At 37.0% G+C, this 25,889-nt stretch carries 23 protein-coding genes; 19 read left to right on the top strand and 4 right to left on the bottom strand.

What is annotated here, in order from left to right:
* Nucleotides 1–102: 102 nt before the first annotated feature.
* The 13 genes from AC4BD1_RS09055 to AC4BD1_RS08995 all read left to right on the top strand — a co-directional run bounded on the left by AC4BD1_RS09055 (nt 103) and on the right by AC4BD1_RS08995 (nt 17,456).
* Entirely contained in the window at nt 103–828 is a 726-nt protein-coding gene (locus tag AC4BD1_RS09055) for a MurR/RpiR family transcriptional regulator (protein ID WP_206907521.1), read from the top strand.
* A gap of 176 nt (nt 829–1,004) precedes the next feature.
* A complete protein-coding gene (locus AC4BD1_RS09050; protein WP_490485506.1) occupies nt 1,005–2,432 on the top strand; it encodes a 6-phospho-beta-glucosidase in 1,428 nt (475 codons plus the stop codon).
* 12 nt (nt 2,433–2,444) lie between these two features.
* Complete coding sequence (locus AC4BD1_RS09045; RefSeq protein ID WP_490485505.1) at nt 2,445–4,562, top strand: glycoside hydrolase family 3 N-terminal domain-containing protein; 2,118 nt, start codon at nt 2,445–2,447, stop codon at nt 4,560–4,562.
* A 174-nt stretch (nt 4,563–4,736) separates the two neighbouring features.
* Nucleotides 4,737–5,756: a LacI family DNA-binding transcriptional regulator gene (locus tag AC4BD1_RS09040; RefSeq protein ID WP_490485504.1), complete on the top strand. Its 1,020-nt coding sequence runs from the start codon at nt 4,737–4,739 to the stop codon at nt 5,754–5,756.
* Between the two features lie 126 nt (nt 5,757–5,882).
* Entirely contained in the window at nt 5,883–6,743 is an 861-nt protein-coding gene (locus AC4BD1_RS09035) for an ABC transporter permease (protein ID WP_490486026.1), read from the top strand.
* A gap of 16 nt (nt 6,744–6,759) precedes the next feature.
* Nucleotides 6,760–7,674 (top strand): carbohydrate ABC transporter permease, encoded by a 915-nt coding sequence (locus AC4BD1_RS09030; RefSeq protein WP_067480314.1) that lies wholly within the window; start codon nt 6,760–6,762, stop codon nt 7,672–7,674.
* Between the two features lie 12 nt (nt 7,675–7,686).
* Nucleotides 7,687–9,330 carry a type 2 periplasmic-binding domain-containing protein gene (locus AC4BD1_RS09025; protein WP_490485503.1) on the top strand — a complete coding sequence of 548 codons (1,644 nt, stop codon included), beginning with the start codon at nt 7,687–7,689 and terminating at the stop codon, nt 9,328–9,330.
* Nucleotides 9,331–9,657: 327 nt separating this feature from the next.
* Complete coding sequence (locus AC4BD1_RS09020) at nt 9,658–10,284, top strand: DUF624 domain-containing protein (protein ID WP_490485502.1); 627 nt, start codon at nt 9,658–9,660, stop codon at nt 10,282–10,284.
* Nucleotides 10,285–10,288: 4 nt separating this feature from the next.
* The gene (locus AC4BD1_RS09015) at nt 10,289–11,221 is read left to right on the top strand and encodes an ROK family protein (protein WP_490485501.1); all 933 of its coding nucleotides are present in this window, start codon (nt 10,289–10,291) and stop codon (nt 11,219–11,221) included.
* 221 nt (nt 11,222–11,442) lie between these two features.
* A complete protein-coding gene (murA, locus tag AC4BD1_RS09010; protein WP_206907505.1) occupies nt 11,443–12,714 on the top strand; it encodes a UDP-N-acetylglucosamine 1-carboxyvinyltransferase in 1,272 nt (423 codons plus the stop codon).
* Nucleotides 12,711–14,006 (top strand): transcription termination factor Rho, encoded by a 1,296-nt coding sequence (gene rho / locus AC4BD1_RS09005; protein WP_206907503.1) that lies wholly within the window; start codon nt 12,711–12,713, stop codon nt 14,004–14,006. Before murA ends, rho begins: the two co-directional genes overlap by 4 nt.
* A 98-nt stretch (nt 14,007–14,104) precedes the next feature.
* A complete protein-coding gene (locus tag AC4BD1_RS09000) occupies nt 14,105–14,368 on the top strand; it encodes a type B 50S ribosomal protein L31 (RefSeq protein WP_206899662.1) in 264 nt (87 codons plus the stop codon).
* 244 nt (nt 14,369–14,612) lie between these two features.
* Nucleotides 14,613–17,456 (top strand): endo-beta-N-acetylglucosaminidase, encoded by a 2,844-nt coding sequence (locus tag AC4BD1_RS08995; RefSeq protein ID WP_490485500.1) that lies wholly within the window; start codon nt 14,613–14,615, stop codon nt 17,454–17,456.
* Between the two features lie 165 nt (nt 17,457–17,621).
* On the opposite strand, the gene AC4BD1_RS08990 is transcribed toward AC4BD1_RS08995, so the two are convergent.
* Nucleotides 17,622–18,461, bottom strand: a complete 840-nt coding sequence (locus AC4BD1_RS08990; protein ID WP_206907501.1) for an aldo/keto reductase — start codon at nt 18,459–18,461, stop codon at nt 17,622–17,624.
* Nucleotides 18,462–18,591: 130 nt separating this feature from the next.
* Here AC4BD1_RS08990 and AC4BD1_RS08985 point away from each other — a divergent pair, with 130 nt between their 5' ends.
* The 5 genes from AC4BD1_RS08985 to AC4BD1_RS08965 all read left to right on the top strand — a co-directional run bounded on the left by AC4BD1_RS08985 (nt 18,592) and on the right by AC4BD1_RS08965 (nt 21,766).
* Nucleotides 18,592–18,948, top strand: a complete 357-nt coding sequence (locus AC4BD1_RS08985; protein ID WP_271015685.1) for a winged helix-turn-helix transcriptional regulator — start codon at nt 18,592–18,594, stop codon at nt 18,946–18,948.
* 28 nt (nt 18,949–18,976) lie between these two features.
* Nucleotides 18,977–19,771, top strand: coding sequence for an SDR family NAD(P)-dependent oxidoreductase (locus tag AC4BD1_RS08980; protein WP_490466328.1), 795 nt, complete (start codon nt 18,977–18,979; stop codon nt 19,769–19,771).
* Between the two features lie 227 nt (nt 19,772–19,998).
* Nucleotides 19,999–20,634 (top strand): SdpI family protein, encoded by a 636-nt coding sequence (locus AC4BD1_RS08975; RefSeq protein WP_490485499.1) that lies wholly within the window; start codon nt 19,999–20,001, stop codon nt 20,632–20,634.
* Nucleotides 20,635–20,704: 70 nt separating this feature from the next.
* Nucleotides 20,705–21,094: a VOC family protein gene (locus tag AC4BD1_RS08970; RefSeq protein ID WP_206907493.1), complete on the top strand. Its 390-nt coding sequence runs from the start codon at nt 20,705–20,707 to the stop codon at nt 21,092–21,094.
* A 27-nt stretch (nt 21,095–21,121) separates the two neighbouring features.
* On the top strand, nt 21,122–21,766 hold the full coding sequence (locus AC4BD1_RS08965; protein WP_206907491.1) for a sugar O-acetyltransferase: 645 nt from the start codon (nt 21,122–21,124) through the stop codon (nt 21,764–21,766).
* Nucleotides 21,767–21,919: 153 nt separating this feature from the next.
* Here the strand turns inward: AC4BD1_RS08965 and AC4BD1_RS08960 are convergent, their stop codons facing one another.
* Together AC4BD1_RS08960 and AC4BD1_RS08955 are read right to left on the bottom strand one after the other, a co-directional pair.
* Nucleotides 21,920–23,107, bottom strand: coding sequence for an MFS transporter (locus AC4BD1_RS08960; RefSeq protein ID WP_206911213.1), 1,188 nt, complete (start codon nt 23,105–23,107; stop codon nt 21,920–21,922).
* A gap of 18 nt (nt 23,108–23,125) precedes the next feature.
* Complete coding sequence (locus AC4BD1_RS08955; RefSeq protein ID WP_067480348.1) at nt 23,126–23,410, bottom strand: hypothetical protein; 285 nt, start codon at nt 23,408–23,410, stop codon at nt 23,126–23,128.
* A 194-nt stretch (nt 23,411–23,604) separates the two neighbouring features.
* On the opposite strand from AC4BD1_RS08955, the gene AC4BD1_RS08950 reads away from it, so the two are divergent.
* Complete coding sequence (locus AC4BD1_RS08950) at nt 23,605–24,261, top strand: Crp/Fnr family transcriptional regulator (protein ID WP_067480351.1); 657 nt, start codon at nt 23,605–23,607, stop codon at nt 24,259–24,261.
* Between the two features lie 281 nt (nt 24,262–24,542).
* Here AC4BD1_RS08950 and AC4BD1_RS08945 read toward each other — a convergent pair whose 3' ends face one another.
* On the bottom strand, nt 24,543–25,886 hold the full coding sequence (locus tag AC4BD1_RS08945) for a PTS sugar transporter subunit IIC (protein ID WP_206910989.1): 1,344 nt from the start codon (nt 25,884–25,886) through the stop codon (nt 24,543–24,545).
* Between the last annotated feature and the right edge of the window lie 3 nt (nt 25,887–25,889).

Genomic DNA, 25,889 nt, shown 5'->3' with positions numbered 1-25,889 from the left:
TATGAGTTATTTTGTTCTAGAATAAGTTTTGTAACCGCTTTTTTGATAAAAATAGAAATAAGTGGGCAAATTTGAATTGAGCTGCAACTAGGGGGAGAACAAATGAGTTTTTTTGGGAATATTGATTTTAATGCTTTGTCTGATACTGATCAAGCAATTTATCATTATATGAGTAGCAATGTGGATAAAGTTCCGTATATGCGCGTACGAGATATTGCGCAAGAATCGCATACTTCAGCATCTTCGGTAATGCGTTTGATTCGTAAGCTGGGGTATGAAAGTTATACTGAATTCCGCAGTCAGTTTAGCACAAGTGTGATAGAAGGAGAGGACTTTAATGCAGCTTTGACAATTTTGAGCCGTGATAGTTTTCGCAAAGATATTGAAAGTAAATTAAATCAAGTTGTGGAGAAAATCCAATATTGTGAGAATATTATTTTTTTTGGTATGGGCGCATCGGGTTCGATTTGTGAATACGCAGCCCGCCGTTTTGCTTTGATGGGGTACAACAGTTACCCATTGATTGACCCAACTTATCCAATTAAATCAAAACTGCAAAATACGAGTGACAATGTGCTAGTGACCTTATCTGTTTCAGGAATGACAAATGAAGTAGTGGAAGTAGTGAATGGCTTCCGGAATCAAGATGATTGTTTGACGATTGCGATTACTTCAGATATCAATTCGACCTTGAGTCGAATGTCTGATTATGTGCTGGATTATCACGTGGATGTTCGTCGAGTAAAAAAACATGAAGATTTGACCAGTCAGATACCTTGTATTTTTTTGATTGAACAACTTGCAGATCGTCTTCAACAATTTGACTAAAAAATTTCACTATTTTTAGGTACATGGCGTTTTAGGAAACACTGTTTTGGTACATAGCGTACCATGATGGTGTTTTTTTCTATTTATTGGATTTTATGCCGGAATTCCGTATAAGCATTGAGTAAGGCTGACTTCCTAATTATACTGAGGGCATTAAATAATTGAGGTGACCAATAATGACAAATAAATTTCCAAAAGATTTTTTATGGGGTGGCGCAGTAGCAGCTCATCAAATCGAAGGTGCTTGGAACGTTGACGGTAAAGGGATCAGTATTGCTGATGTGATGACAGCTGGCGCCAATGGTATTGCACGAGAAATTACGAAGGGTGTGAAACTTGGTAAGAATTATCCCAATCATGAAGCAATTGACTTTTATCATCGTTACAAAGAAGATATTTCTTTGTTTAAAGAATTAGGATTAAACGTGTTTCGGACATCGATCAATTGGACAAGAATTTTTCCGAATGGAGATGAGGAAGAACCTAATGAAGCAGGGTTACAATTTTATGATGATTTGTTTGATGAATTATTGAGAAATGGGATTGAACCGGTGATTACTTTATCACATTTTGAAATTCCTTATCATTTACATGAAGTATATGGTGGATTCAAAAACAAAAAGTTAATTGATTTTTTTGTTCATTATGCGGAAACAGTCATGACGCGTTACCAGAAAAAAGTGAAGTATTGGATGACCTTTAACGAAATCAATAATCAGGCAGACGGGCAACATGAGCTACACACTTGGACCAATTCTGCCATGCTTTTTCAAGTGGATGAAAATAAAGAAGAATTAACTTTTCAAGCTGGTTTAAATGAATTGATTGCCAGTGCCAAAGTGGTTCAATTAGGACATAAAATTAATCCAGAGTTTCAAATTGGCTGTATGATGGCTTACGTTCCTGTTTATCCATACTCTTGCAATCCAGAAGATTTAATGGCGTCCGTCAAAGTAATGGAGCGTCGCTTCTTTTATTCTGATATTCATGCTCGTGGTATTATTCCTACTTATGCCAAAAAATATTGGGAAGAAAAAGGGTATCAAATCGAAATTACCGATGAGGAATTACAAGCGTTGAAAGAAGGAACAGTTGATTATATTGGCTTTAGCTATTATATGTCTGGTGCAGTAACGACTTTACCAGAAATTGATGGAGAAAACATTACTGATTTTCCAGAAGCAAAAATAGTTCGAAATCCTTATGTTCAGGCAAGTGATTGGGGTTGGCAAATTGATCCAGTTGGGTTGCGTTATATTTTGAATGTTGTATACGAACGTTATAATTTACCTCTTTTCATTGTTGAAAATGGTTTCGGGGCCTACGACCAATTAGAGGATGGGCAAGTCCATGATACGTATCGGATTGACTATTTGCAAAAACACATTGACCAAATGAATCTGGCTGTACATGTCGATGGGGTGGATTTACTTGGGTATACACCTTGGGGAATCATTGACTTAGTCAGCTTTGGTTCTGGTGAAATGGAAAAACGCTACGGTATGATTTATGTGGACAAAGACAATGAAGGCAATGGGCGTTTAACTCGTTTGAAAAAAGATTCTTTTGCTTGGTATCAAAAATTGATTCAAGAACATCAATAGAAGGAGTATGTCATGGACACTAACGAACTAAGAAAAGTAATGGACAAGTTAAGTTTAGCTGAAAAAATTGGTCAGTTGGTTCAAATAACACCTAATTTCTTTGGGAATCAAGGAGAAATTACTGGTCCAATGGTGGAGTGGTCAATGGGGACAGACCAGCTTTATCAAGTAGGGTCTATTTTAGGTACCCATCGAGGAACAGAAGTTAGAAAAATTCAAGAAGATTATTTAGCACATAGTCCACATCAGATTCCTTTATTGTTTATGGCAGATGTTATTCATGGTTATGAAACGATTTTTCCGATTCCGTTAGCATTAGCTAGTAGTTTTGATCCTGAATTAATTGAAAAAGTAGCAAAAGCATCCGCCGCAGAAGCAGCCAGTGAAGGCATTCACGTCACTTTTTCTCCAATGGCAGATTATGTCAAAGATCCCCGTTGGGGACGCGTGTTAGAAAGTAATGGTGAAGATCCGAGACTTTCTCGCACGTTAACAAAAGCTTATGTCAAAGGGTACCAAGGAACAGATTTGGCAACAGAACCATATCATATAGCGGCTTGTGTGAAGCATTTCATCGGCTACGGCGCTGCTGAAGGTGGTCGGGATTATAACACTGTAGATTTTTCTGATGTTGAGTTGCATCAAAACTATCTGCCTGCTTTTGAAGGAGCCATTACGAATGGTGTAAAAATGGTTATGACATCATTCAATAGCTTACATGGGGTACCTGTAACGGGAAATCGAGAACTGATCAAAGGAGTTTTGCGAGATGAATTGGGGTTTGATGGTGTCGTAATTTCAGATTGGGCAGCAATTGCTGAGTTGAAGAATCATCGTGTAGCTGAAAATCTACATGAAGCAGCAAAGAAAGCCTTTGAGGCAACCGTCGATATAGATATGATGACGGGTTGTTATTTAAATGAGCTTGCGGAAATGATTGAAACAAACGAGCAATTAAAAAATTTAGATGAAGCAGTTTGGCGTATCTTGACATTGAAGAACGAGTTAGGCTTATTTGAAAATCCATACCGCGGGTTGGATGTTACCATTAATTTATCTGAATTAAAAAAATTAAGTTATCAAGCAGCTATTAATTCTGCTGTTCTTTTGAAAAATAATGGCGTCCTACCTTTAGAAAAAACAGAAAAAATTTTATTGATCGGCACGAAAGCAACAACACAAGATGTGCTTGGTGCATGGTCATGGATTGGTGATTCAAAAAATGCCCTTTCGTTTGCTGATGGGGTCAAACAGCAATTTTCGGAACTCCAGCATATTTCAGTGACTGACCAGCTTGACAAAAAAGCAATCGAGCAAGCAATTCGAACGACTGATAAAGTGATCATCGCAGTTGGGGAGAAGAGCGAAGAATCAGGTGAGGCTGCAAGTCGTGCCGATTTAAAATTAAAAGCGATAGAACTCGAACTGATCGATTTATTAGCGACATATGAGATTGATAAGATTTTAGTGACTTTTAGTGGACGACCATTGGTTTTGACGGACGTTGTTGAAAAAGTAGATGCAGTTGTTTCTGCTTGGTTTTTAGGTAACCAAACAGGAGAGGCATTGGCGATGCTTCTCAGTGGAGCAGAAAATTTTACAGCACATCTACCAATGAGTTTTCCTCGTAGTGTCGGGCAACTACCTTATTCTTATCAAGAAATGTCGACTGGACGACCTCAAACAAAGGAAAATTATCAGGAAAAATATATTTCACGCTACGTGGATGAAGAGAATCAGCCACTGTACTGTTTCGGTCATGGGCTGTCTTATAGTGAGTTTCAATATAAGAATTTTATCCTTTCAAATGACACGTTGGCGAAAGAGGAAGAACTGACAGTAAGTTTTGAAGTTATGAACATTTCTCAGATCAAAGGGTGGGCATTACCACAACTTTACTTTCAAGATGAGGTTACCGAAGTTATTCGACCAAAAATCGAACTTTTGAAGTGGAAAAAAATCGAACTAGCTGCAGGTGAAACAAAGAAAGTTGAGTTTGTAGTTTCACCAGTTGAATTGGCCTATAGCCATGTAGATTTAAAGAGAACGATTGAATCAGGAGGATTTCGTTTATTTTTAGGGGAAAGTGTAGCAAATATTGTGGCAGAAAGTCGATTTTTCTTAACCTAATTTTCATAGTGGTACAGCTTGTACCACTATGACTTTTTTTTCAAAAGAGAGAAACGAAAACCATCAATTGGACAAGTTATTGTTTTTGAAAACGTTTTTATTTATGATGTGAATGTAAAAAAGACTTCTTTACTTATTTAAGAAAAATAAAAACGTTTTTATTTGGAGGGAGTTATGAAAGAACGAATAACTATTCGTGAAGTTGCTCAAGAAGCAAATGTCTCGATTGCGACTGTTTCAAAAGCATTGAATAATGTGGACGTGGTAACGCCAAAAACAAAAGAAAAAGTCCTGACTGCGGCTAAAAAACTGCATTATACACCGAACTTATTTGGCAAAAATCTAAAAGCGAAGCACACGAATATGATCGGTTTTTATACGCATACGATTATCGGTCCTTACTTTAGTACATTGATTGAAGCAATCGTGAAGGAAGCAGAAAAATATCAGTATGGTGTGAATGTGATCATTTCTTCTGACAAAAAAGTGCTCAGTTCGCATCTGTTAGGAAATATGGTTGATGGGTTTATCGGATTTGAAGACCTGATTGATGATGAAGCACTAGGTACGATTCAGTCAGAAGGGATCAAAGCAGTTTTTATGGATCGAGAAATTGAGGACCAAAGTATCAGTAGTGTGGTCTTTTCTTCTCGAAAGGCTGGGAAATTAGCGACACAGCATTTAATTGAAAAAGGACATCAAAAAATTGGTTTTTTACCTGGACATCCAGGTGTCTATGATAGTGACGAACGTTATTTAGGCTTTGAAGAGACAATGAATGAAGCTGGCTTGGTGATTAACGAACAATGGATCATCCCGGGTTTATTTGAAGAAAAAGCTAGCTTTAACAATATGACACAGTACTTAAACACGCAAGAAAAAAATAGCTGGCCCACAGCATGGATTGCTGGGAATGATTTGAGTGCAATCGGCGTGATCAAAGCAATTGAAAGTTTAGCGATGTCAGTTCCAGAAGATTTTAGTGTGATTGGGTTCGATGATATCGAATTACTCCGCTATTTCAACCCAAAGATATCGACGATTCAAAATCCCATTCGTGAGCAGGGACGTCAAGCAGTTATTGAACTACTACATTTGATTGATAACCAAAAAACTGGTGAGAATAAAAGCCTAGACTGCCAGTTGATTCCCAGAGAAACAGCGAAGGAGTTGCGTAAAAAATGCAAAAGTTAGCGTAATAAATTGAAAAGGAAAAACAATGAGGAGGAAAATCAGTTGGAAGCAAAAATAAAACCAGCACTGGGCGTTCGTATTAAGAAATGGTTTCGAAATTTTGGCCGTCAGTGGCAACTACAATCGATGGCGATTCCAGGTATTGTCTACATGATTATATTCAGCTTTATTCCCATCTACGGATTAGTGATTGCTTTTAAAAATTATACAGTGATTGATACGATTGAAAGTGCACAATGGGTGGGTCTTGAAAACTTTAAAATTATTATGGCAGATAAATATTTCTGGCAATCAGTAGTCAATACGTTAGGAATCAGTGGCTTAAAACTAGCTTTTGGTTTTGTCTTACCGATTATTATAGCAGTGATGATTTATGAATTAAGAGATAGCGTCTTTAAACGGACGATCCAAACGATTTCTTACTTACCACACTTTCTTTCTTGGATCATACTCGGAGGAATGTTGATTACTTGGTTTTCTTCCAACGGAATGATCAATGAGCTTTTGAATTTTATTGGTATCCAAGCGAAACAAAACCATATGTTAGATGCGGGAAAATACTGGTGGATCGCTTCTTTATCTGATGTTTGGAAAGAAGCCGGGTGGGGAACGATTTTGTACCTTGCGACGATGTCACGAATTGATCCCACATATTATGAAGCAGCAAAAATGGATGGCGCCACTCGAATGCGTCAAATATGGAGTATTACGATTCCAATGATCCGAAATATTATTTCGTTAAACTTGATCCTTAGTGTAAGCGGTTTATTTAATTCGAATTTAGACCAGACATTGGTTTTAATGAACTCACAAAACCAACCTAAAGCAGAAGTAATCAATTCGTATGTTTATCGCGTTGGTTTGATGCAGGGGGATTTTTCTTACGCAACGGCTGTTGGATTAGGGATTTCAATCATTTCAGTTATTTTGCTAGTTGCAACGAATATCGTTACTAAGAAATTAAACGATAATCAGTCAGTTTTATAAGAAAGGAGTAAAAATGTTGGAAAAAAGAAAATTATCCTTATCAAAACCCAAGAGTAATGTCGTACAAGACAAAGACAGTAAAATCTTTAATTTTGTTAATGTGTTACTTTTACTAGTTTTCACAATCATGATTATCGTCCCCGTTTGGAACATTGTTGCTTCCTCTTTTGCTTCAAGTGATGCTTTGGCAAAAGGAGATTTTGTCTTTTGGCCTTCGGAGATCTCGATGGATAACTATCGCAAAGTCCTTGGTGATTCTTCCATGTGGCAGGCATTGATTATCTCAATTGGAAAGACGGTTCTTGGTGTATTAGCACATACGGCTTTTTGTGCAATTATGGCCTATGCTTTGTCTAAACGTAATTTAAAAGGTCGTAATCTTTATTCGACAATGGGAATTATTACGATGTTTTTCTCTGGGGGGATGATCCCAACCTATTTATTGATTAAATCTTTAGGCTTGTTGAATACTTTTTGGGTTTATATTATCCCAGCATTGTTATCTTACTACGATGTTATTATTCTAATGAATTTTTTCCGTGATGTGCCAACTTCACTAGAAGAGTCAGCAAAAATTGATGGTGCAAGTGATTGGGGTGTTTTCTTAAAAATATTTGTGCCATTATCAAAGCCAGCACTTGCAACAATTGCACTCTTTCACGGTGTCTGGCAATGGAATGATTTCATGACAGCAAAACTGTATGTGACGGACAAAGCACTGTATCCACTACAAATGAAGCTTTATGAAATCATTACGCAATCTCAGGCAGCTTCGCAACAAGGCTTAAATGCTGCTGTTGAAATCAGTACCACATCTAAAGGAGTACAGTTGGCAACGATCGTTGTTACGACCGTTCCAATTTTAATCATCTATCCATTGCTACAAAAACATTTTATCTCAGGCATGATGCTTGGGGCAGTCAAAGAATAGGAGGAATAATTAATGTTTGGAGTCTCAAAGAAAAAAGTTGTTGGTATGTTGGTATTAACGAGTACGGTGTTACTAGCTTTAGGTGCTTGTGGCAATAGCAAAGAAGAAGCATCAGCAAATAAAAAAGTGGAGCTTCCATCAATTGAAGATCGTTATACACCAGAGAAAGATACACCTGCTTGGAAATTAGATAAAAAAGAAGAAACAACAAAATTAACTTGGTATGTTAATGCCGATTGGTGGAACACTGAATTTGGAAAAGATATGGTAACGAAAAAAGTAAAAGAAGACTTGAATATTGATATTAAATTCATCACAGGTGATGATACAAAATTAAATACTTATTTTGCTGGTGGAGACATGCCAGATATCGTGACTGTCTTTGATTCAAATTCACAAGTAGCTAGAAAAGCCAATTCTTGGGCGCTTCCATTACAAGACTTAGCAGAAACGTATGATCCGTATTTCAATCAGGTGGCACGTCAAGAAACATTAAACTGGTATAAACTTTCAGATGGAAAATCCTATGGTTATCCAGACTATTCAAATGTTCAAAAAGATTTTGACAATGGCGACATCTTTGCCCGGGATGCATTCATTATTCGAAAAGATGTCTATGAAGCAATTGGCAAACCAGATTTCACTACACCAGATGGTTTTGTTGCTGGAATGAAGAAAATCAAAGAACAGTTTCCTGAACTGATCCCATTTGGGTTCAATGACTTTGCCAAAGATGGTTCGTCAAATGGTTCAATGGATAGTGTGGTTCAAGATATGTTAGGTGTTCCTTATACGGATGGGGATGATTACTATGATCGTAATTTAGATGAAGATTACATCAAATGGGTCAAAGCATTTCGTCAAGTTCATGAAGATGGAAATATTTCAGATGATACGTTTACAGATGATGGTGATAAATTCAAAGAAAAGTTACAAACTGGCAAATATGGTGCTGTGATGATCGGTTCATTTGTTAATCAAGGTATCCCGCTCCAAACCTTCAAAGCGGCTAATCCTGATTCGGAGTACATTGCAGTTGACGGAATTCAAAGCACCAAAGGGAATGATCCAACGTTAACACAAGCGGGTATCTCTGGTTGGATGATCAACTATATTGGTAAAAATTGCCAAGATCCTGCAAAAGCAATTCAATTATTTACTTATTTGCTAAGTGATGAAGGACAAATGTTAACGAACTTTGGGGTCGAGGGCGAAACGTATACAAAAGATGGCGATAAAGTGCAATGGACAGATGAAGCACGAAAAATTCAACAAGAAGATCCAGAAAAATGGCAATTGGACTATCGAATGGGTGAATTCATTCAATTTGGTCATGACCGTTTTAAAGCTATGAACGATGATTCTTACGTTGATGCTGTAAAACAAATGCAGCAATGGGGAGAAGGCAAATTAACTTCTCAATTCTTAACGGAAAACATTGGACCAGATGCAGGTAGTCAAGAAGCACGTGCCTTAAGTGCTATCCAAACGAACTGGAGTACAACACTAGTTGGTATGCTACGTGCCAAAGATGAAAAAGAATTAGATGATTTATTAGCTAAGTACAAAACATTCCAGGAAGAAAATAAAATCGATGATGTGAATAAAGTTCGTAATGAGAAAATTCAAGAGAATAAAGAAAAATTAGCTATGTAATCTCTAAACCAAAAAAGAAGACTTAAGTAAAAAAGAACTTCTCAAAAATAGATTCATCAAATTTTCGAGAAGTTCAACTTCTTTTTGAAAAAATGTATCTGCGAACACCTACGAAACTAGCAGAGATTGTTCAAATAGTTTGAGGTAAGCTAGGTGAATGACGGCTAAAAACGTTCAAAAAATCAAAATGAGTGTAATGATTTTTAGTGGAAGCAAAATGACTGAATTAGCTTGTGGCGAAAAGCTAAAATTGGAGCAATGAAAAAGGTTTCTAGTTGAGACAACCTTTTTCATTTGTGTGAACAGGATCATTTAGGAGGTAAAAAAATGCAAAAGATTTTTAGTACGGAAGGTAAAATTTACGAAGGAATGCAACGAATTTATCAAGTGCTATTACTAACGATTATTTTTTTACTTTCCTGTTTACCGGTAATCACAATTGGTGCGGCAATAGCTAGCGCTTATGGAACTGCTTACAAAATGGTTGATCATAAAGAAGGCGTTTTGTATAAAGAATATGGTCATCAGTTTAAACAAAATTTTGTTTTGGCAACGAAAATGTGGATGCTGATTCTGGGCGTAAGTGGGGGGAGTTTTTTCCTGCTACCTTTTATCCAACCTTTATTGCTTGGAAATAAAATCGCCTATTATTTAGTAATGTCATTGATCACATTGCTTGTTCTGATGGGACTATATTTGTTTCCGTTAATCGCTCGTTTTGAAAATAATTTATCAGGAACAGCGATCAATGCGTTCGTCTTATCACTAAAACATTTACCGGTTAGTATCCTATTATTTTTTATAACAATTGGTGGAGGGATACTGGTTCCTCTTTATTTGCCAAGTTTATTATTTGTATGGCTCTTTTTGGGAATCGGTACAGTCATTTTTATCAAAGCAAAGTTATTATTGAACGTTTTTCATTCGTACGAGAATTTAGAAGAGGGAAGTTGATCATATGTATGTAGGATTTGATATTGGTGGAACAACTGTGAAATATGGTGTTCTAGATGAAACTGGAACTATTTTAGAAAAATCAGTCATTCCGACAAATTATCAGTTGGCAGATTTTTTGGTTGAGCTAGATGGAATCGTGAAAGATGCTCAGAAACGATATGAAAAAATTGAGGGAATTGGCATTAGTGCACCAGGAATTATCCAAAAAGATGGATTCATGCTTACAGCTGGTGCAATTAGACCTTTTTATGGGGCTAATATCAAACTGGAACTAGAACGACTGACTGGTTTACCCGTTTCTGTCGAAAATGATGCTAATGCTGCAGCGATTGCCGAACATTGGATTGGGAATGCACAAGGCTTGGAAAATTATTTATGTATTGTTTTGGGAACCGGTATTGGTGGCGGAATCGTACTCAATGGGGAAGTTTTTCGAGGCGCTCACGGCATGGCCGGTGAATTTGGCTGGAGTATCATTGATCAATTACCAGCAGAAGGCGATATTGAAGAAGTTTCATGGAACAAGCGAGCAGCAACTGTTGGCGGACTTTGCTATCAATATAATTTGAGCCAAAAAAAATCAGATGTAGCTGCACCGATGCTTTTAGATGCTCGAGAAATTTTCCAAAGAGAGGCAGAAGGTGAAGCATTAGCAATCAACACAGTAGAACAATTTTTAACAGATTTGGCTGTGGGAATGTTGAATCTAATTAGCTGCTTTGATCCAGAACTGATTTTATTCGGTGGAGGAATCAGTTCAAATGAGCAATTTAATCAGCGCTTTCAAAAACGTTTGGAAGAACTGATGGATCGACATCAATCAATTCATTACCTTAAAGATAAAACGATTGCTGCTGTTCGCCCAGCCAAATTAAAAAATGATGCAGGCATGATCGGGGCTGTTTATCAAATCCATCGTCAAGTGACAAAATGAATCAAGTCTTTGGCTATTTAAAGAATGTTCGAGAATAGTAGTTTAAATTGCCAAATAGAAAGCAGACTGAAAACTTATTTTTCAGTCTTTTTTTTTGTGAAAAAAGCGGTTGAAAAGGACAAAAAAAGTTGTTTATGTACTGGTACAGTCCCAAGCTTTTGAAAAATGACAGTCTATGGTAAAATTAACGAGTATGAATAAATTAAGAATAGGTGGATTTTATGAAGAAAATCGTTATCAATGGTGGCCGTTCACTAACAGGTGAAGTAACGATTAGTGGGGCAAAAAATAGTGCAGTGGCATTGATTCCAGCAGCTATTTTAGCAAATTCCCCAGTGATTTTAGAAGGTGTCCCTGATATTCAGGATGTTCATTCGTTAATTGAAATTTTAGAAATTATGGGTGCAAAGATTACTTTTTCAAATAACGTATTAGAAATTGATCCAACAGAAATCGTATCTGTGCCAATGCCAAATGGAAAAATCAATAGTTTACGTGCATCGTACTATTTTATGGGAACATTATTAGGAAAATTTGGTGAAGCTGTAGTTGGTTTACCTGGTGGCTGTTATTTAGGCCCACGACCAATTGATTTACATGTTAAAGGATTCGAGGCGCTCGGTGTACAAGTTACGAATGAGCATGGCGCGATGTATTTGCGAACTAAAAATGACCAAATGCAAGGAAATCGAATTTTCATGGATGTAGTCTCCGTAGGCGCAACAATCAATATCATGCTTGCGGCAGTAAAAGCAAAAGGGCAAACAATCATTGAAAATGCGGCTCGTGAACCAGAAATTATTGATGTTGCGACGTTATTGAACAACATGGGAGCAAAAGTACGCGGCGCGGGTACGGACATTATCCGTATTGATGGTGTCGAAGAATTACATGGTTGTCGTCATTTCATGATTCCTGACCGAATCGAAGCGGGAACATACTTAGCTCTTGCAGCAGCTGCTGGGAATGGAATAAAAGTAAAAAACGTTATTTTTGAACATCTCGAAAGCTTCATTGCTAAGTTACAAGAAATTGGTGTCAAAATGAAAATCAGCGAAGATGAAATCGAAGTTTATCCATCGACTGATTTGAAAGCAGTGAATGTGATGACTTATCCATATCCAGGTTTTGCGACAGACTTGCAACAACCTTTGACTCCATTGTTATTAATGACATCTGGCACTGCAGAAATTATCGACACGATTTATGCGAAACGCGTCAATCACGTACCAGAGTTAGCGCGAATGGGTGCAGATATTTCAGTTGAAGGAAACATGATCATTGTCAATGGTCCAAGTAAGTTACATGGTGCAGAAGTCGTAGCATCGGATCTTCGTGCAGGGGCTTGTTTAGTTATTGCTGGATTGCTAGCAGAAGGAACGACAACAATCTATAATATCGAATATATTCTACGTGGATATGATCACATTATCGAAAAACTAACCGCGTTAGGTGCATCAATTGAAATGATTGAGGAAGTGGAGGCTGAATGAGCGACTATTTGACAATGGCGGAGCTAGAAAATAAAACATTAAAAGAAATTTATAGCTATGCCAAGGATTTTAAAATTCCTTATTACAGTAAAATGAATAAAAAGGAACTCTCTCTCTCTGTGATTCGTGCGCAAGCAGAAAAGCAAGGGTTCTATTATATGGAAGGAATTTTAGATATCGTAGGACAAGATGGGTATGGATTTTTACGTCCAATCAATTATGGTCCAAGTGTAGAAGACATCTATATTTCCGCTTCACAGATACGCCGTTTCGGTTTGCGAAATGGGGATAAAGTTGCTGGAAAAGCCCGCCCACCAAAAGAATCAGAACGTTATTATGGATTGATGCATGTCGAAAGTGTCAATGGAAAAGATCCAGAAGAAGCAAAAGAACGACCTCATTTTCCGGCATTAACACCTCTTTACCCACAAGAACAGTTAACATTAGAAACAACCACTAATCGATTATCCACACGAATGATTGATATTTTTTCTCCTGTCGGTTTTGGCCAACGTGGGCTAATCGTTGCGCCACCAAAAGCAGGAAAAACAACGGTCTTAAAAGAAATTGCTAATGGCATCACGGAGAACTATCCTGATGTTGAATTGATTGTTTTATTAATTGATGAACGACCGGAAGAAGTGACTGACTTAGAACGTAGCGTAAAAGGAGATGTGGTATCTTCAACATTTGATTTGCAACCACAAAATCATACACGTGTCGCAGAATTAGTCTTAGAACGTGCAATGCGGTTGGTTGAAGATAAACGAGACGTTGTTATTTTAATGGACAGTATCACACGACTTGCTAGAGCCTATAACTTAGTGGTTCCGCCAAGTGGTAGAACCTTAAGTGGAGGAATTGACCCAGCTGCGTTGTATAAACCAAAGAAATTTTTTGGGGCAGCACGTAATATCGAAGAAGGTGGGAGCTTAACAATCCTAGCAACTGCTCTGGTAGATACGGGCAGTCGAATGGATGATGTCATCTACGAAGAGTTCAAAGGAACGGGAAATCTTGAACTTCAATTGTCACGTGAATTAGCAGAAAGAAGAATCTTCCCAGCAATCGACATCAAAAAATCAGGAACGCGTAAAGAAGAATTGCTAATTCCAAGTACACAATTAGAAGAAATTTGGAAATTACGTAAAAATATGATTGGTGATTCTTTAGAATACACGGAGCAATTGATTCGTTTCTTGCGGAAAACAAAAAACAACCAGCAGTTTTTTGCGGAGTTTCAAGATGTTTCCTTTGGCAAGAAAAATCAAATAAGAAATCAAAAAAGATAATTGCAACCTTGAATGAAACATGATAAGATGTTACTGTTGTAAATCGACAAATTAACTCTGGTTCAGCAAATGAAGCAGGGCAAAGGAGCGAAAAAACTATGAAAGCAAACATTCATCCAGATTACCATCCAGTAGTATTCATGGATTCAACAACTGGTTTTAAATTCTTGTCAGGTTCAACAAAAACTTCACAAGAAACAGTTGAATGGGAAGACGGTAATACATACCCAGTCATCCGTGTCGAAGTAACTTCTGACTCACATCCATTCTACACTGGACGTCAAAAATTCACACAAGCAGACGGACGTGTGGACCGTTTCAACAAAAAATACGGTCTCAAAGACGCAAACGCTGCAGAATAATCAAATTATTGTTTACGCAATATTTGGCAGATCTCATCTTCGGGTGGGGTCTGTTTTTTTACAGATTTTTTATTCTTGGTTTGACATAGTCGGATGGATTCGTTGCAAACAAATAAAAAACTGTAATGATAAAATGAGTTGAATCTATATTTTGTATTCATATTTCTATAGTTTGTTCATGTACTTCTTTTTAAGTAAGCGCTATCATTTTAGAAGGATAAAAAAATGATAGGAGGAATCATGGGTGAATTGTTGGGTTAAAAGTGGAGTAGGATTGTTGTTGGTATTCGGGATAGTTGGTGTCTCAGGGTGCGGTGTCGAAAATAATGCAGAGTCAAATTCGATTGACTATCAGGAAACGGAAGAAGCAAAAGTTGATCGAGGTATGACGAATCAACCAGAATCTTCTTATTGGTTTCCAGAAGAATTATTGCAATGGGATTTTTCAAAAGACGAGGATGCAAAATACAATGTTAGTACTGTACCATTGGCAACACGAGTAGATAAAACAAAATTGATTCCTTCAAACAACACACAAAATTCAGAGATGAAAGTAGTGGCTTTGTCCATTATGAACAGTAGTACCAGCGGCAATGCACCACGAGGAATCAACACATTTGACGCGAATGTTTTTTCTAACTGGCAATATATCGACCAACTTGTTTACTGGGGTGGTTCATCTGGTGAAGGAATCATCGTTCCTCCTAGCCCAGATGTGACTGACGCAGCGCATAAAAATGGTGTGCCAGTGTTGGGAACTGTGTTCTTTCCACAAACTGCGCATGGTGGGAAAATCGAATGGCTAGATACTTTCTTGAAAAAAGATGCCGATGGTACATTTCCTTTAGTTGACAAGCTGATTGAAGTTGCTCAAAGTTATGGGTTTGATGGCTGGTTCATTAACCAAGAAACAGATACAGTTGTAACTAGCTTTGATGAGGCTAAAGAAAATAAAAAGGAGCAAACAGCAGATAATGCGGGCGGATTAACCAAAGAACACGCCGATTTGATGCAAGAATTTATCAAAGAATTTAAGAAGAAACAAGCTGATTTAGCTATCATGTGGTATGATTCGATGACGTCTGAAGGAAAAATGGATTGGCAAAATGCTTTGACTGATCAAAACCAAGCTTATTTAGTAGATGCAAACATGAATCCAGTAGCGGATAGCATGTTTCTGAATTTCTGGTGGAATACGGAGCAATTGGCAAGTAAGGAACTTTTGAAAGCATCTAAGGAAAAAGCAAATGAATTAGGGATCGACCCTTATGATTTATTTGCAGGAATTGATGTTCAAGAAAAAGGGTACGCTACGCCAGTTGATTGGGATTTATTTGTGGATGATAAGGGTGTTCCATATACTTCTTTAGGATTATATGTTCCTAGTTGGACATACAGTTCTGCGAGTGATCCAGATGATTTTCAAAATCGGGAAGAACGTTTTTGGGTCAATGACAAAGGAGATCCCACTCAAACTAGCGCGTTAGAAGGGCAAGATTGGCCGGGAATTTCAACGTATGCGTTGGAGCAAACAGCTATCACTTCTTTGCCTTTTGTAACGAATTTCAATACAGGGAATGGGTATAATTATTTCATTAAAGGCCAAAAGGTATCAAGTTTAGATTGGAATAATCGAAGCATGCAAGATATTATGCCGACGTATCGTTGGATAATGGAACATGACAAGAACAATGATTTATCAATTAGGATGGATTATGCTGAGGCTTTCAATGGAGGAAATTCCTTACTATTTAGAGGAAATATGACTAAAAATGCTACTAGTCAAGTGAAACTTTATCGAATGGAAACAACAGTCACGAAAGATTCAGAAATAACTACAACTGCGAAAGCATCAGATACGACCAACCTAGCTGTTGTTTTGGCATTTGAAGACGGAAGTACAGAAACGATTGAACCAAGTGAAAAAGTAGGAAATGAGTGGACTACTTTGAACTATTCATTAGAAAAATTTGCAGGAAAAACCATCACTTCCCTTTCCTATAAAATAACTTCAGAAAAAACAAATGATACTTATGAATTACATTTAGGGCAGCTTGCAATGACTGACTCACCTTCCACAGAAAAATTGATTGTTGCAAATGCTGAAGTAGAAGACGTCGTGTTTGATGAAGAAGAAAGTAATTATGCGGGAATTCGTTTAGTGTGGGATAGCAAAGAAAGTCAAGCGGATCATTATGAAATTTATCGAATAAATAAAGACGATACTCGCTCTTTCTTAGGTGCTACGCCTGCAACGACCCATTACATCAACGGATTAGAAAGACAAAAGAACACGCAGCAAACAAACTTGGAAATCGTCCCCGTTGATGCTCTTGGAAATCAAGGAAAGGCATCAGATCCGATTTCGTTTGAATGGCCAGATAATACATTACCAAAAGCGAGTTTTACTGCTTCTAAAACATTAGCGGCTCCTGGGGAACAAATTAGGTTTACAAATACATCTTCTTCTAATACGGACAAAGTAACTTGGGTGTTTGAAGGTGGCGATATTGAAACGAGTACGGATGATGCACCAGTGGTTACTTATGAAAAAGAAGGTGTATATAAAGTAAAACTGACTGCAGAAAATGAAGAAGGAAAAACACCGGTTGAGATAGAGGGCTTGATTACGATTAGTCAAAAGGTCCCTGCCGAATTGGCGTTGTTATCGTTAAATGCGAAAACAGATGCTTCCTCCTTTACCAATGATTCGGAAGCACCTGAATTTGCAGTTGATGGAAACTTGAAAACAAAATGGTGTGCAACAGGAACACCTCCCCATGAAATCATTGTCGACCTTGGTGCTAGCCAAACAGTTAGTGAAGTTCGATTCGCACATGCCGAAGCGGGTGGCGAGAGTGCAGATATGAATACAAAAGCTTATACAATCGAAGTAAGTCAAGATGGAAAAGAGTATAAGAAAGTATCACGAACGATCAATAATACGAAAAAAAATAGTATCAATACCTTTGCTGTCGAACAAGCACGATATGTAAAAGTAAGTGTGGACAAACCTACACAAGGTTCAGATACAGCTGTGCGAATTTATGACTTGGGTGTTTATGGAATGAAAGAGTTGCTGAAATAAAAGAGTGACAAGCAGATACTTAAACTTATTTACGTAAAAGAGCTATGACAAAAATCTTGTCATAGCTCTTTTTTGTAAATCATCGATGAATGGATGTCTTCTATCAAAAAACAAATCACCAGTAAGAACTGGTGATTTTAATAGATGAACTAAGTTGTTCTTTTATTAAAAATCAAATTCATCGGGATTAGGGCCACTGCGAAGACCTTCATTCAAAGCATTCAATTTTTCCATATCTTGATCATCCAATTGAAAATCAAATATGTCAGCGTTGCTGCGCATTCGTTCTTCATGAACAGATTTAACGACTAAAAGAATCTGTTGCTGAATGTCCCAACGTAAGATGATTTGTGCTGGTGTTTTTTGATGCTTAGCAGCAATTTCCGTAATTAATGGATGAGTTAATAGTTGACCTTGCATCAAAGGAGACCATGCTTGAATCTTGATATTATGTTGTTCGCCATATGCACGCAATTCATGCTGTGCCAATTTTGGATGAAGCTCAATTTGGTTTAGAGCAGGAGTGAGTTTAGAAAATGTGGCTAATTCTTCTAAATGATGCACTTCAAAATTGCTTACGCCAATCGATTTGATTTTTCCAGCATCATACAATTTTTCTAAAGCTAACCAAGAATCTTTGAACGCGTGTTTCCCTGGCCAATGGATCAAAAATAAATCTAAATAGTCTAATTGCAACTTAGTCAATGTTTCATTGAAAGATTCCAGTGCCTCTTCTTGTGAAAGATGAGCGTTCCAAATTTTGGAAGTAATAAATAAATCTTCACGAGTTAGGCCCGTTGCGGCTAACCCTTCTTTAATTCCCTTTCCTGTCCCTTCTTCATTTCCATAAATTTGAGCTGTGTCGATGAGACGATAACCGTTAATAATCCCTTGTTTCACCACTTCGGTTACTTTTTCATTGGGAATTTGAAAAACACCTAATCCTAATCCGGGAATTTTTTGACCATTGTTAAGAACTACTTTATCTGATAGCGATTGAATCATTTGTTTGTTCCTCCTTGTTATTCTTGGTGTTTAGTATATAATTGTGGTGGTGTTGTGTATAGTACCTACTTTAAAGTTATATAGTAACCTTTTAGTAACTATTGATTATATAAGGGGAAAGGAACGAATAATGGAAGAAAAAATTTATAATATTGGTGTTGAAGCAACTATGGATGTGATTGGTGGGAAGTGGAAACCAATTATTTTATGTAATTTAAGACATGGATGTTTACGGACGAGTGAATTAAAAAGACAGATCACTGGAATTAGTCAAAAAATGTTGATTCAACAATTAAGAGAATTAGAAGAAGCTGGTATTGTAGATCGCAAAGTTTATAATCAAGTGCCACCAAAAGTTGAATATTCATTAAATGAGTACGGAGAAACATTGAGTGAGGTTCTTGATAATTTGTGTAGCTGGGGGGAACAGCACGTTGATACTTTACGAACAAAAGGAGTAAAAGTTCGAATGAAAGAAACAGTATAGACTTTTAACGATTGAAGGAGGAAATAACATGGATTTAAAATTAAAAAATAAAACGGCACTTATTACAGGTTCAACGAAAGGAATTGGTAAAGCAATCGCGAATGCACTTGCTCAAGAAGGTGCTAATGTGATCATTAATGGTCGAAATCCTAAAGTAGTTAATGAGGTAGTTAAGGAGCTACAAGAACGTTACGAGGAAACTTCAGTGCAGGGAGCAGCGCATGATCTAACTGACGGTCAAGCATTAGATTCCTTATTTACTGAATTTCCAGAAATTGATATTTTAGTGAATAACATGGGGATTTTTAAACCAATGGATTATTTTGAAATTACGGATGAGGTTTGGCAACAATTTATCGATACGAATGTTATGGTTGGCAATAAGTTGGCACGATATTATTTGCCAAAAATGTTAACGCAAAATTTTGGGCGGATCATTTTTATTGCTAGTGAAGAAGCAATCATGCCTTCAGGGGAAATGCCACAATACAGTATGACAAAAACGATGAATCTGTCATTAGCAAAAAGTTTGTCAAAACTGACAGTTGGAACAAAAGTAACTGTTAATACAGTGATGCCGGGATCGACACTGACAGAAGGTGTCCAAGAGATGTTAGATGAAATGTATGCAGAAAAAGGATTCACTCAAGAACAAAAAGAGCAAGATTTTATGAAACATCATCGCCCATTGTCGCAAATTCAACGATTGATACGTCCAGAAGAAATTGGTTCATTTGTAGCGTATGTGTCTAGTCCGATTGCAGGTGGTTTTTCTGGAGAAGCTTTACGTATGGATGGTGGACTGGTACCAACTATCTTTTAAGAAAACCCATCATATTTAAGAAGAGATGAAGTTGGTAACGTGAATGACTTTTTAGGTAAAGAGCGAAAGAAACTAAGCTTCGCTCTTTTTTTTACCAAAAAATCTATCCTTTTTCGGATAATCCAGACAAAAAGTTGGCAGTTTGCCCGGGAACAGGTACACTTAGAAAGAGGAAGAATCAACAGAATCCCTTACAATAATTAAGAGGAAAAAGGACGTGTTCTGAAATGAAAAAATATCGTGGAGCAATTGCAATCTCGGTGATTATTACCCTGCTACCGCTTGTGGCAAGTGCCATTTTTTGGAAAGAAATTCCAAATCAAGTTGCCACACATTTTGATTTGAATTGGCAAGCGAATGGTTGGAGTTCAAAAGAATTTGCATTGATTGGCTTACCACTTCTTCTCGCGGGTGTACAATTATTAGTTGCCTTTTTTGTGTTGAATGATCCAAAGCAAAAGGTGACAAAACGCTGGATTATTTATGGTGTTTTAGGAATCATTCCACTGATTGCCCTTTTTGTTCAAGCGTTAACGATCAGTTATGCTTTAGGTAATCAGGTAACATGGTTGATGAAAATTAGCCCTGCCGCATTTATCGGGATCATCTTTATTTTTTCAGGAGTGATTTTAACTGCTGTCCCACAAAATTATACAGTGGGTATTCGTTTACCTTGGACATTGAGCAGTGAAAAAAATTGGGTACAAACAAATCGACTTGGGGCCAAAATATTTATCGCAGGTGGTATTGTGATGTTACTTGCAGGTCTTGTTTCATGGGAATTTTTGATGCTACCAATTATTGTGATTGTTATTTTGATCCCAACGATCTATTCATTTTGGTTGCACCGAAAAGGAATTTGATAAAGTGAAGACGAGTAAAATAGCAGAAACAAATAGGTTAAAAATGACTGGTTTTAGGAGATGAAGAGGAATGCACATTGAACATTTAGCTATTTGGACGAAAGATTTGGAAAAAATGAGAACGTTTTACGAAAAATATTTTCATGCAACAAGCAGTGAACGCTATCGTAATCCAAAAACACAATTTCAATCTTACTTTTTAAGTTTTGATTCAGGAAGTCGCTTAGAATTGACAACGAAACCGCATCTAGCAAATCGAGTCACAGATCATCTAGGGTATGCACACTTAGCGATGGCGGTAGGGACGAAACAAGAGGTGGACCGTTTCACTGACCAGCTTGTCCAAGATGGTTATCCTTTACTGAGTGGACCGCGAACAACAGGAGATGGCTACTATGAGGCAGTAATCCAAGATCCAGAAGGAAATTTGATTGAATTAACGACAGATTTGGTTGACTGATTACGAATAAAAAAGGTGGGGATGCGAATGGTAAAAGATTTTGATTACGAGCAAATGTTAGCTGGTGAACTTTATCAAGCATCAGGTATTTTTCCGGAAAATCGCTCGATTAATGGACAAAAGCTAGCACAAAAAATCAATCAATTACCTATTGATGAAACAAGAAAAATCGTGGCGTTGGAAAAAGAACTCTTTGGCAAAACGGGTGAACATATTTATGTTAACCCACCACTTCATGTCGACTATGGTCGCCATGTGGAAATTGGCGAAAATTTTTACGCAAACATGGATTGCATCTTTCTAGATGTGAATAAAATAAAAATTGGGGATAATGTCATGGTGGGACCGCGAGTCAGTTTCTTTACCGCAGGTCACCCAACAGATGCGGATATTCGTATAACTGATTTAGAATTTGGTTTACCGATTACTGTGGGAAATAATGTTTGGATTGGCGGAAACAGTGTGCTGCTACCAGGGATAACGATTGGTAATGATTCGATTATTGCTGCGGGTGCAGTCGTTACCAAAGATGTACCAGATCATACGATCGTTGGTGGAAACCCAGCAAAAGTGATTCGTGAAGTCAATCGGGCTGATAAAGAGAAGTGGCAAAAACAAATGGAAAACTATTATTCGCTTAAGGAAGAACATCTCAAGAAAATAAGTGAGTAGAGTAAGCAAACTAGTTAGATAAAAAACGAGACAAGGAATACTATTCCTTGTCTCGTTTTTTATTTTTAATTTATTAAATAGTGAGAAAACAAGAGTTTAAAAAATGTTTTTTCTCAATACAAGCATTTTCCTCATACGATTATTAATGCCTTTTTAAAAACTAGAGACTTCTTCTACAGCTTTCTTTTTCCGTTTATTGACGAAATAAAGGAAGGTACAAATCAATGGGATGATTCCAGAAATAATGTATAGTCCTCTGAATGAAGTGAATGATTTCAAGGTACCCATAATATAAGGACCGACGCCTAATCCCAAATCTAATCCGATGAAGTAAGTAGATAATGCAATACTGATTCGATGTTCACGAACGATTTTTAAACAAACTGCTTGTCCGTTAGACATAAATGTTCCATAACCAAGTCCGACGAAGGCTCCTGCAAGAAGCAACATGAAACTATTCGTTGTTGCACTAAGTAAAAATAAACCAGCAGTTAAGAAAAGATAACTAGGGTACATAACATATTGCTCACCTTTCGCATCAAAAATGCGACCTGTCAACGGGCGAGTAAAGGTGATCACCAAGGCATAGACAACAAAGAAGAATGAACCAGCGCTAACTAGATGGATCACTTGCGTATAAGAAGATAAAAAGGACAAGACACTAGAGTAAGACAAGCCCATCAAAAAGGCAATTCCTGTAATAAACAACGCCTTTTTCTCGATGAAGCTATCAACTGTCCATGAAGTCAATTGTTCTTTTTGTTCAGTTGACAACACAATATTTTTGACTGGGAAGAAGAGACAAGCGATAGTGACTAAGAAAACCAAGATAATCGTGAACCAAATAATGAAATGAAAATCAGTCATATTCAACAAGATCATTCCTAAAAATGGTCCAATTGCAGCGGCCAAGCTAGTGCTTAAACCATAATAATTGATTCCTTCCCCTTTTTTGTCCATTGGAATATAGGCCGTCACAATTGCGTTTGTTGCAGTTGATACTGTTCCATAACCAAAACCATTTAAAAAACGAACAAGGTAAAGAATTCCGATGGAAGGCATGTAAAGATAAGCGATGGTAGTCAACAGATAAAAAATTGCACCACCTTGTAAAGTCATTTTCCGGCCAATCAATTCAAGTTGTTTCCCCATCAATAAACGAGCAAGCAAAGTACCAATGATATAAATACCAGAAGCAAATCCAGCTTGGCTTAAGCTAGCGTGTAAGCTGTCCTGAGCGATAACTGCGATAATGACCATCAATAAATAATAAACGAGATAAACAATAAAGTTAATAAGTGTGATACCAATAAAATGTTTGTTGAATAATTTGTCTTCCATTTGTTTTGCTAATTCCCCTTAATGTACATATGAATATGCTTTTAATTTTTCGATTTGAACTTCAACATCGTGATAATTCGATGGATAGCGATCCACAAGTTGTTGGATAAATAAATCACGTGTTTCCATAAATAATTGTAAGAATTCTTGACATTCTTCATCTGGTGTTTCTTCGACAGATTTAATCAACTCAATTGAGTTTTGATAAGCATCATTTAGGAAAACTAACGAAGCTTTCATATCAAATCTTGTGCGGTAAGCTGTTTCTAATCGGTTAATAATAGTGTTCATCCAAAATTGCATTTTTTTTGACCTCGATTCAGTAATTTTTTTTACATACGGAGTATAGCGAAGAAAAAAAATGAAGAAAATGAACTTGGTTATACAAAAAGGTACTTAACAAATGTTACTATCATTAGTAAAATACCTATGAACTTTAAAAATCTTGGAAATCTTGTATTATTTTTTTAGATAAATGTTTGGATGGGGGAGCATGATTGGATAACAGAGCACTAGCGGAGTATGTAACGAGTAAAAATATTCCAATTATACGAAAGGGGTATCACAAGTATTTAACGTTTGAAGGTGTCGAAGATTGTTACACTTATATCTTAAAAGAGGGAATCGTGAAAGCGAGCGTGATCTCCAATGACGGAAGAGAATTCAATCTAAGATATGTCAATGATTTAGAAGTGGTATCTCTAATTAAAGATGAATATTCACAATTTATTGATTCACCGTACAATATTCGAGTTGAATCAGAGTATGCGGAATTTTATCGTGTGAATCGGGTGAAGTTTTGGGAGGACATCAACAATAATCCTGATTTGCAGCATCATGTAAAAGAATTTTATCGTTTTCGCTTATTGAGTGTCATGAAAAAAATGCAACAAATGCTACTAAATGGGAAATTGGGCGCAGTTTGTACACAATTATATGAATTGTATGACATGTTTGGTGTGCGAACACCGGAAGGCTTATTGATTGATTTTCCAATTACGAATGAAGAAATTGCTAAGTTTTGTGGTATTTCAACGGCAAGTAGTGTTAGTCGTATTTTGAAACAATTAAAAGATAAGGGTATCATTGCGGTTCAGGATCATCATCTGATCATTACGAATATGGAACTGCTGGAAGATAATATTATTTTTTAAAAAGGTTGTGATTCCAAGCGTTTAGCTCCGAATAGATAGTGAGCAAGCATTCAAAATAGTTTTTCATGTTTTGAAATGAATGTAAGCTATATCGAGGAGATGCTTGGAGAACACCGAGGAAAAGGTTGTGCCACAACTCATTTAGTTTCAAGCAATAATACTCTAAAAATCACTATTTAAATTGTTGTTAGGAACATACCCTAGTTTATACAACAATAAAAAGGGGAAGACAATTAGTTGTCTTCCCCTTTTTATTGTTGCTAACGTAGTTATTTGACTTATTATTTGCTTTCAACAACGGTTGTTGAAACTAATTCTTCAGCTTCACTTTTTTCTTGTTCTAGAGCATGTTCTTTTGCCAGTTCATTTTTGTCATAAATTTTCACAAATGGATAGTACATTACGACTGATAAAACAATCAATAGGCAATTTAAAACTGCTGCACGCCAGTCGCCACCAGTTGCAAGATATGCTCCAATTGGACCAGGTAAAGTCCAAGGAGCAGTGATTGTAACTGCACTTACAAATCCTAATCTAGTTGCGAACCAAGCAATAGTGGCACAAGCCATCGGAGTTAAAATGAATGGAATAATTAACGTTGGATTCAACACGATTGGCACACCAAAAATAACTGGTTCATTGATGTTGAAAATCGACGGTGTAATAATTGCTTTTCCTAGTTTTGAAGCATACTTAGATTTGGCAGTAAAGGCGAGCAAGATAGCGAGTCCAATTGTACAACCAGATCCACCAATCCAGATAAACCATTGGTAAAAAGGTTCAGCCGCGATATTTGGTAAAGTTTCACCAGCAGCTGCTGCCGTAGTGTTAGCTTCTAAGATTTGTAACCATAAAGGACGTGCTAGTGAGCCAATAATTGAAACACCATGAATCCCGAAAGCCCAGAAGAAAGTGATCATAAAGATCAATAGAAGTACACTTGGAAGTGTATCGGTCGCACTGATCAAAGGACTAACGATTTTCGAAACAGCTGAATGCCAATCAAAGCCAATGTAATAACTGATAGTAGAAATCACTAGGATAACGATTAATGTTGGCGTTAATGATTCAAAGGAACGAGCTACTGCAGGTGGCACTTGATCTGGCATAGTGATTTTGAATTTGGATTTGTCTGTTAAACGATAGACCTCAACAGCAAAAATCGACGTGATGATACCGACAAACATACCACCACCGCCAAGATTTGCCATTGGCAAAACAAAACCAGAAGTTCCAGCAGCTTCTGCAGCCTCTAAAGGAATATTTACAGGTACAAAAGTTAATAGAAAAGCGATGGTTGACAGAATTCCGCCAGAAACAACATCTAAGTTGTAAGTTTTTGAAAGGCTAGCACCAATTCCAAATGTTGCATAAAGTGACATGATGTACATGGTCATACGATAAGGTAATAAAATTGTTGCGGCATTAGAAGATAAAAACTGATAAATGCCCCATGATTGTGGTAGGGGTGGGAAGGCGATGATCAAAAAGAAAGAACCAACAATAATCAAAGGTAACGTTGCAATAATCCCGTCACGAATTGCTCGTAAGTGTCGTTGATTAGCAATTTTTGCCATTGGTCCAGCTAGATGTAACTCAATAAAATTAGTGAAAGCTGTTAACATAGT

The organism is Enterococcus sp. DJ147D b (genome assembly GCF_058216655.1).
This window is presented reverse-complemented; position numbering and strand designations above follow the sequence as displayed.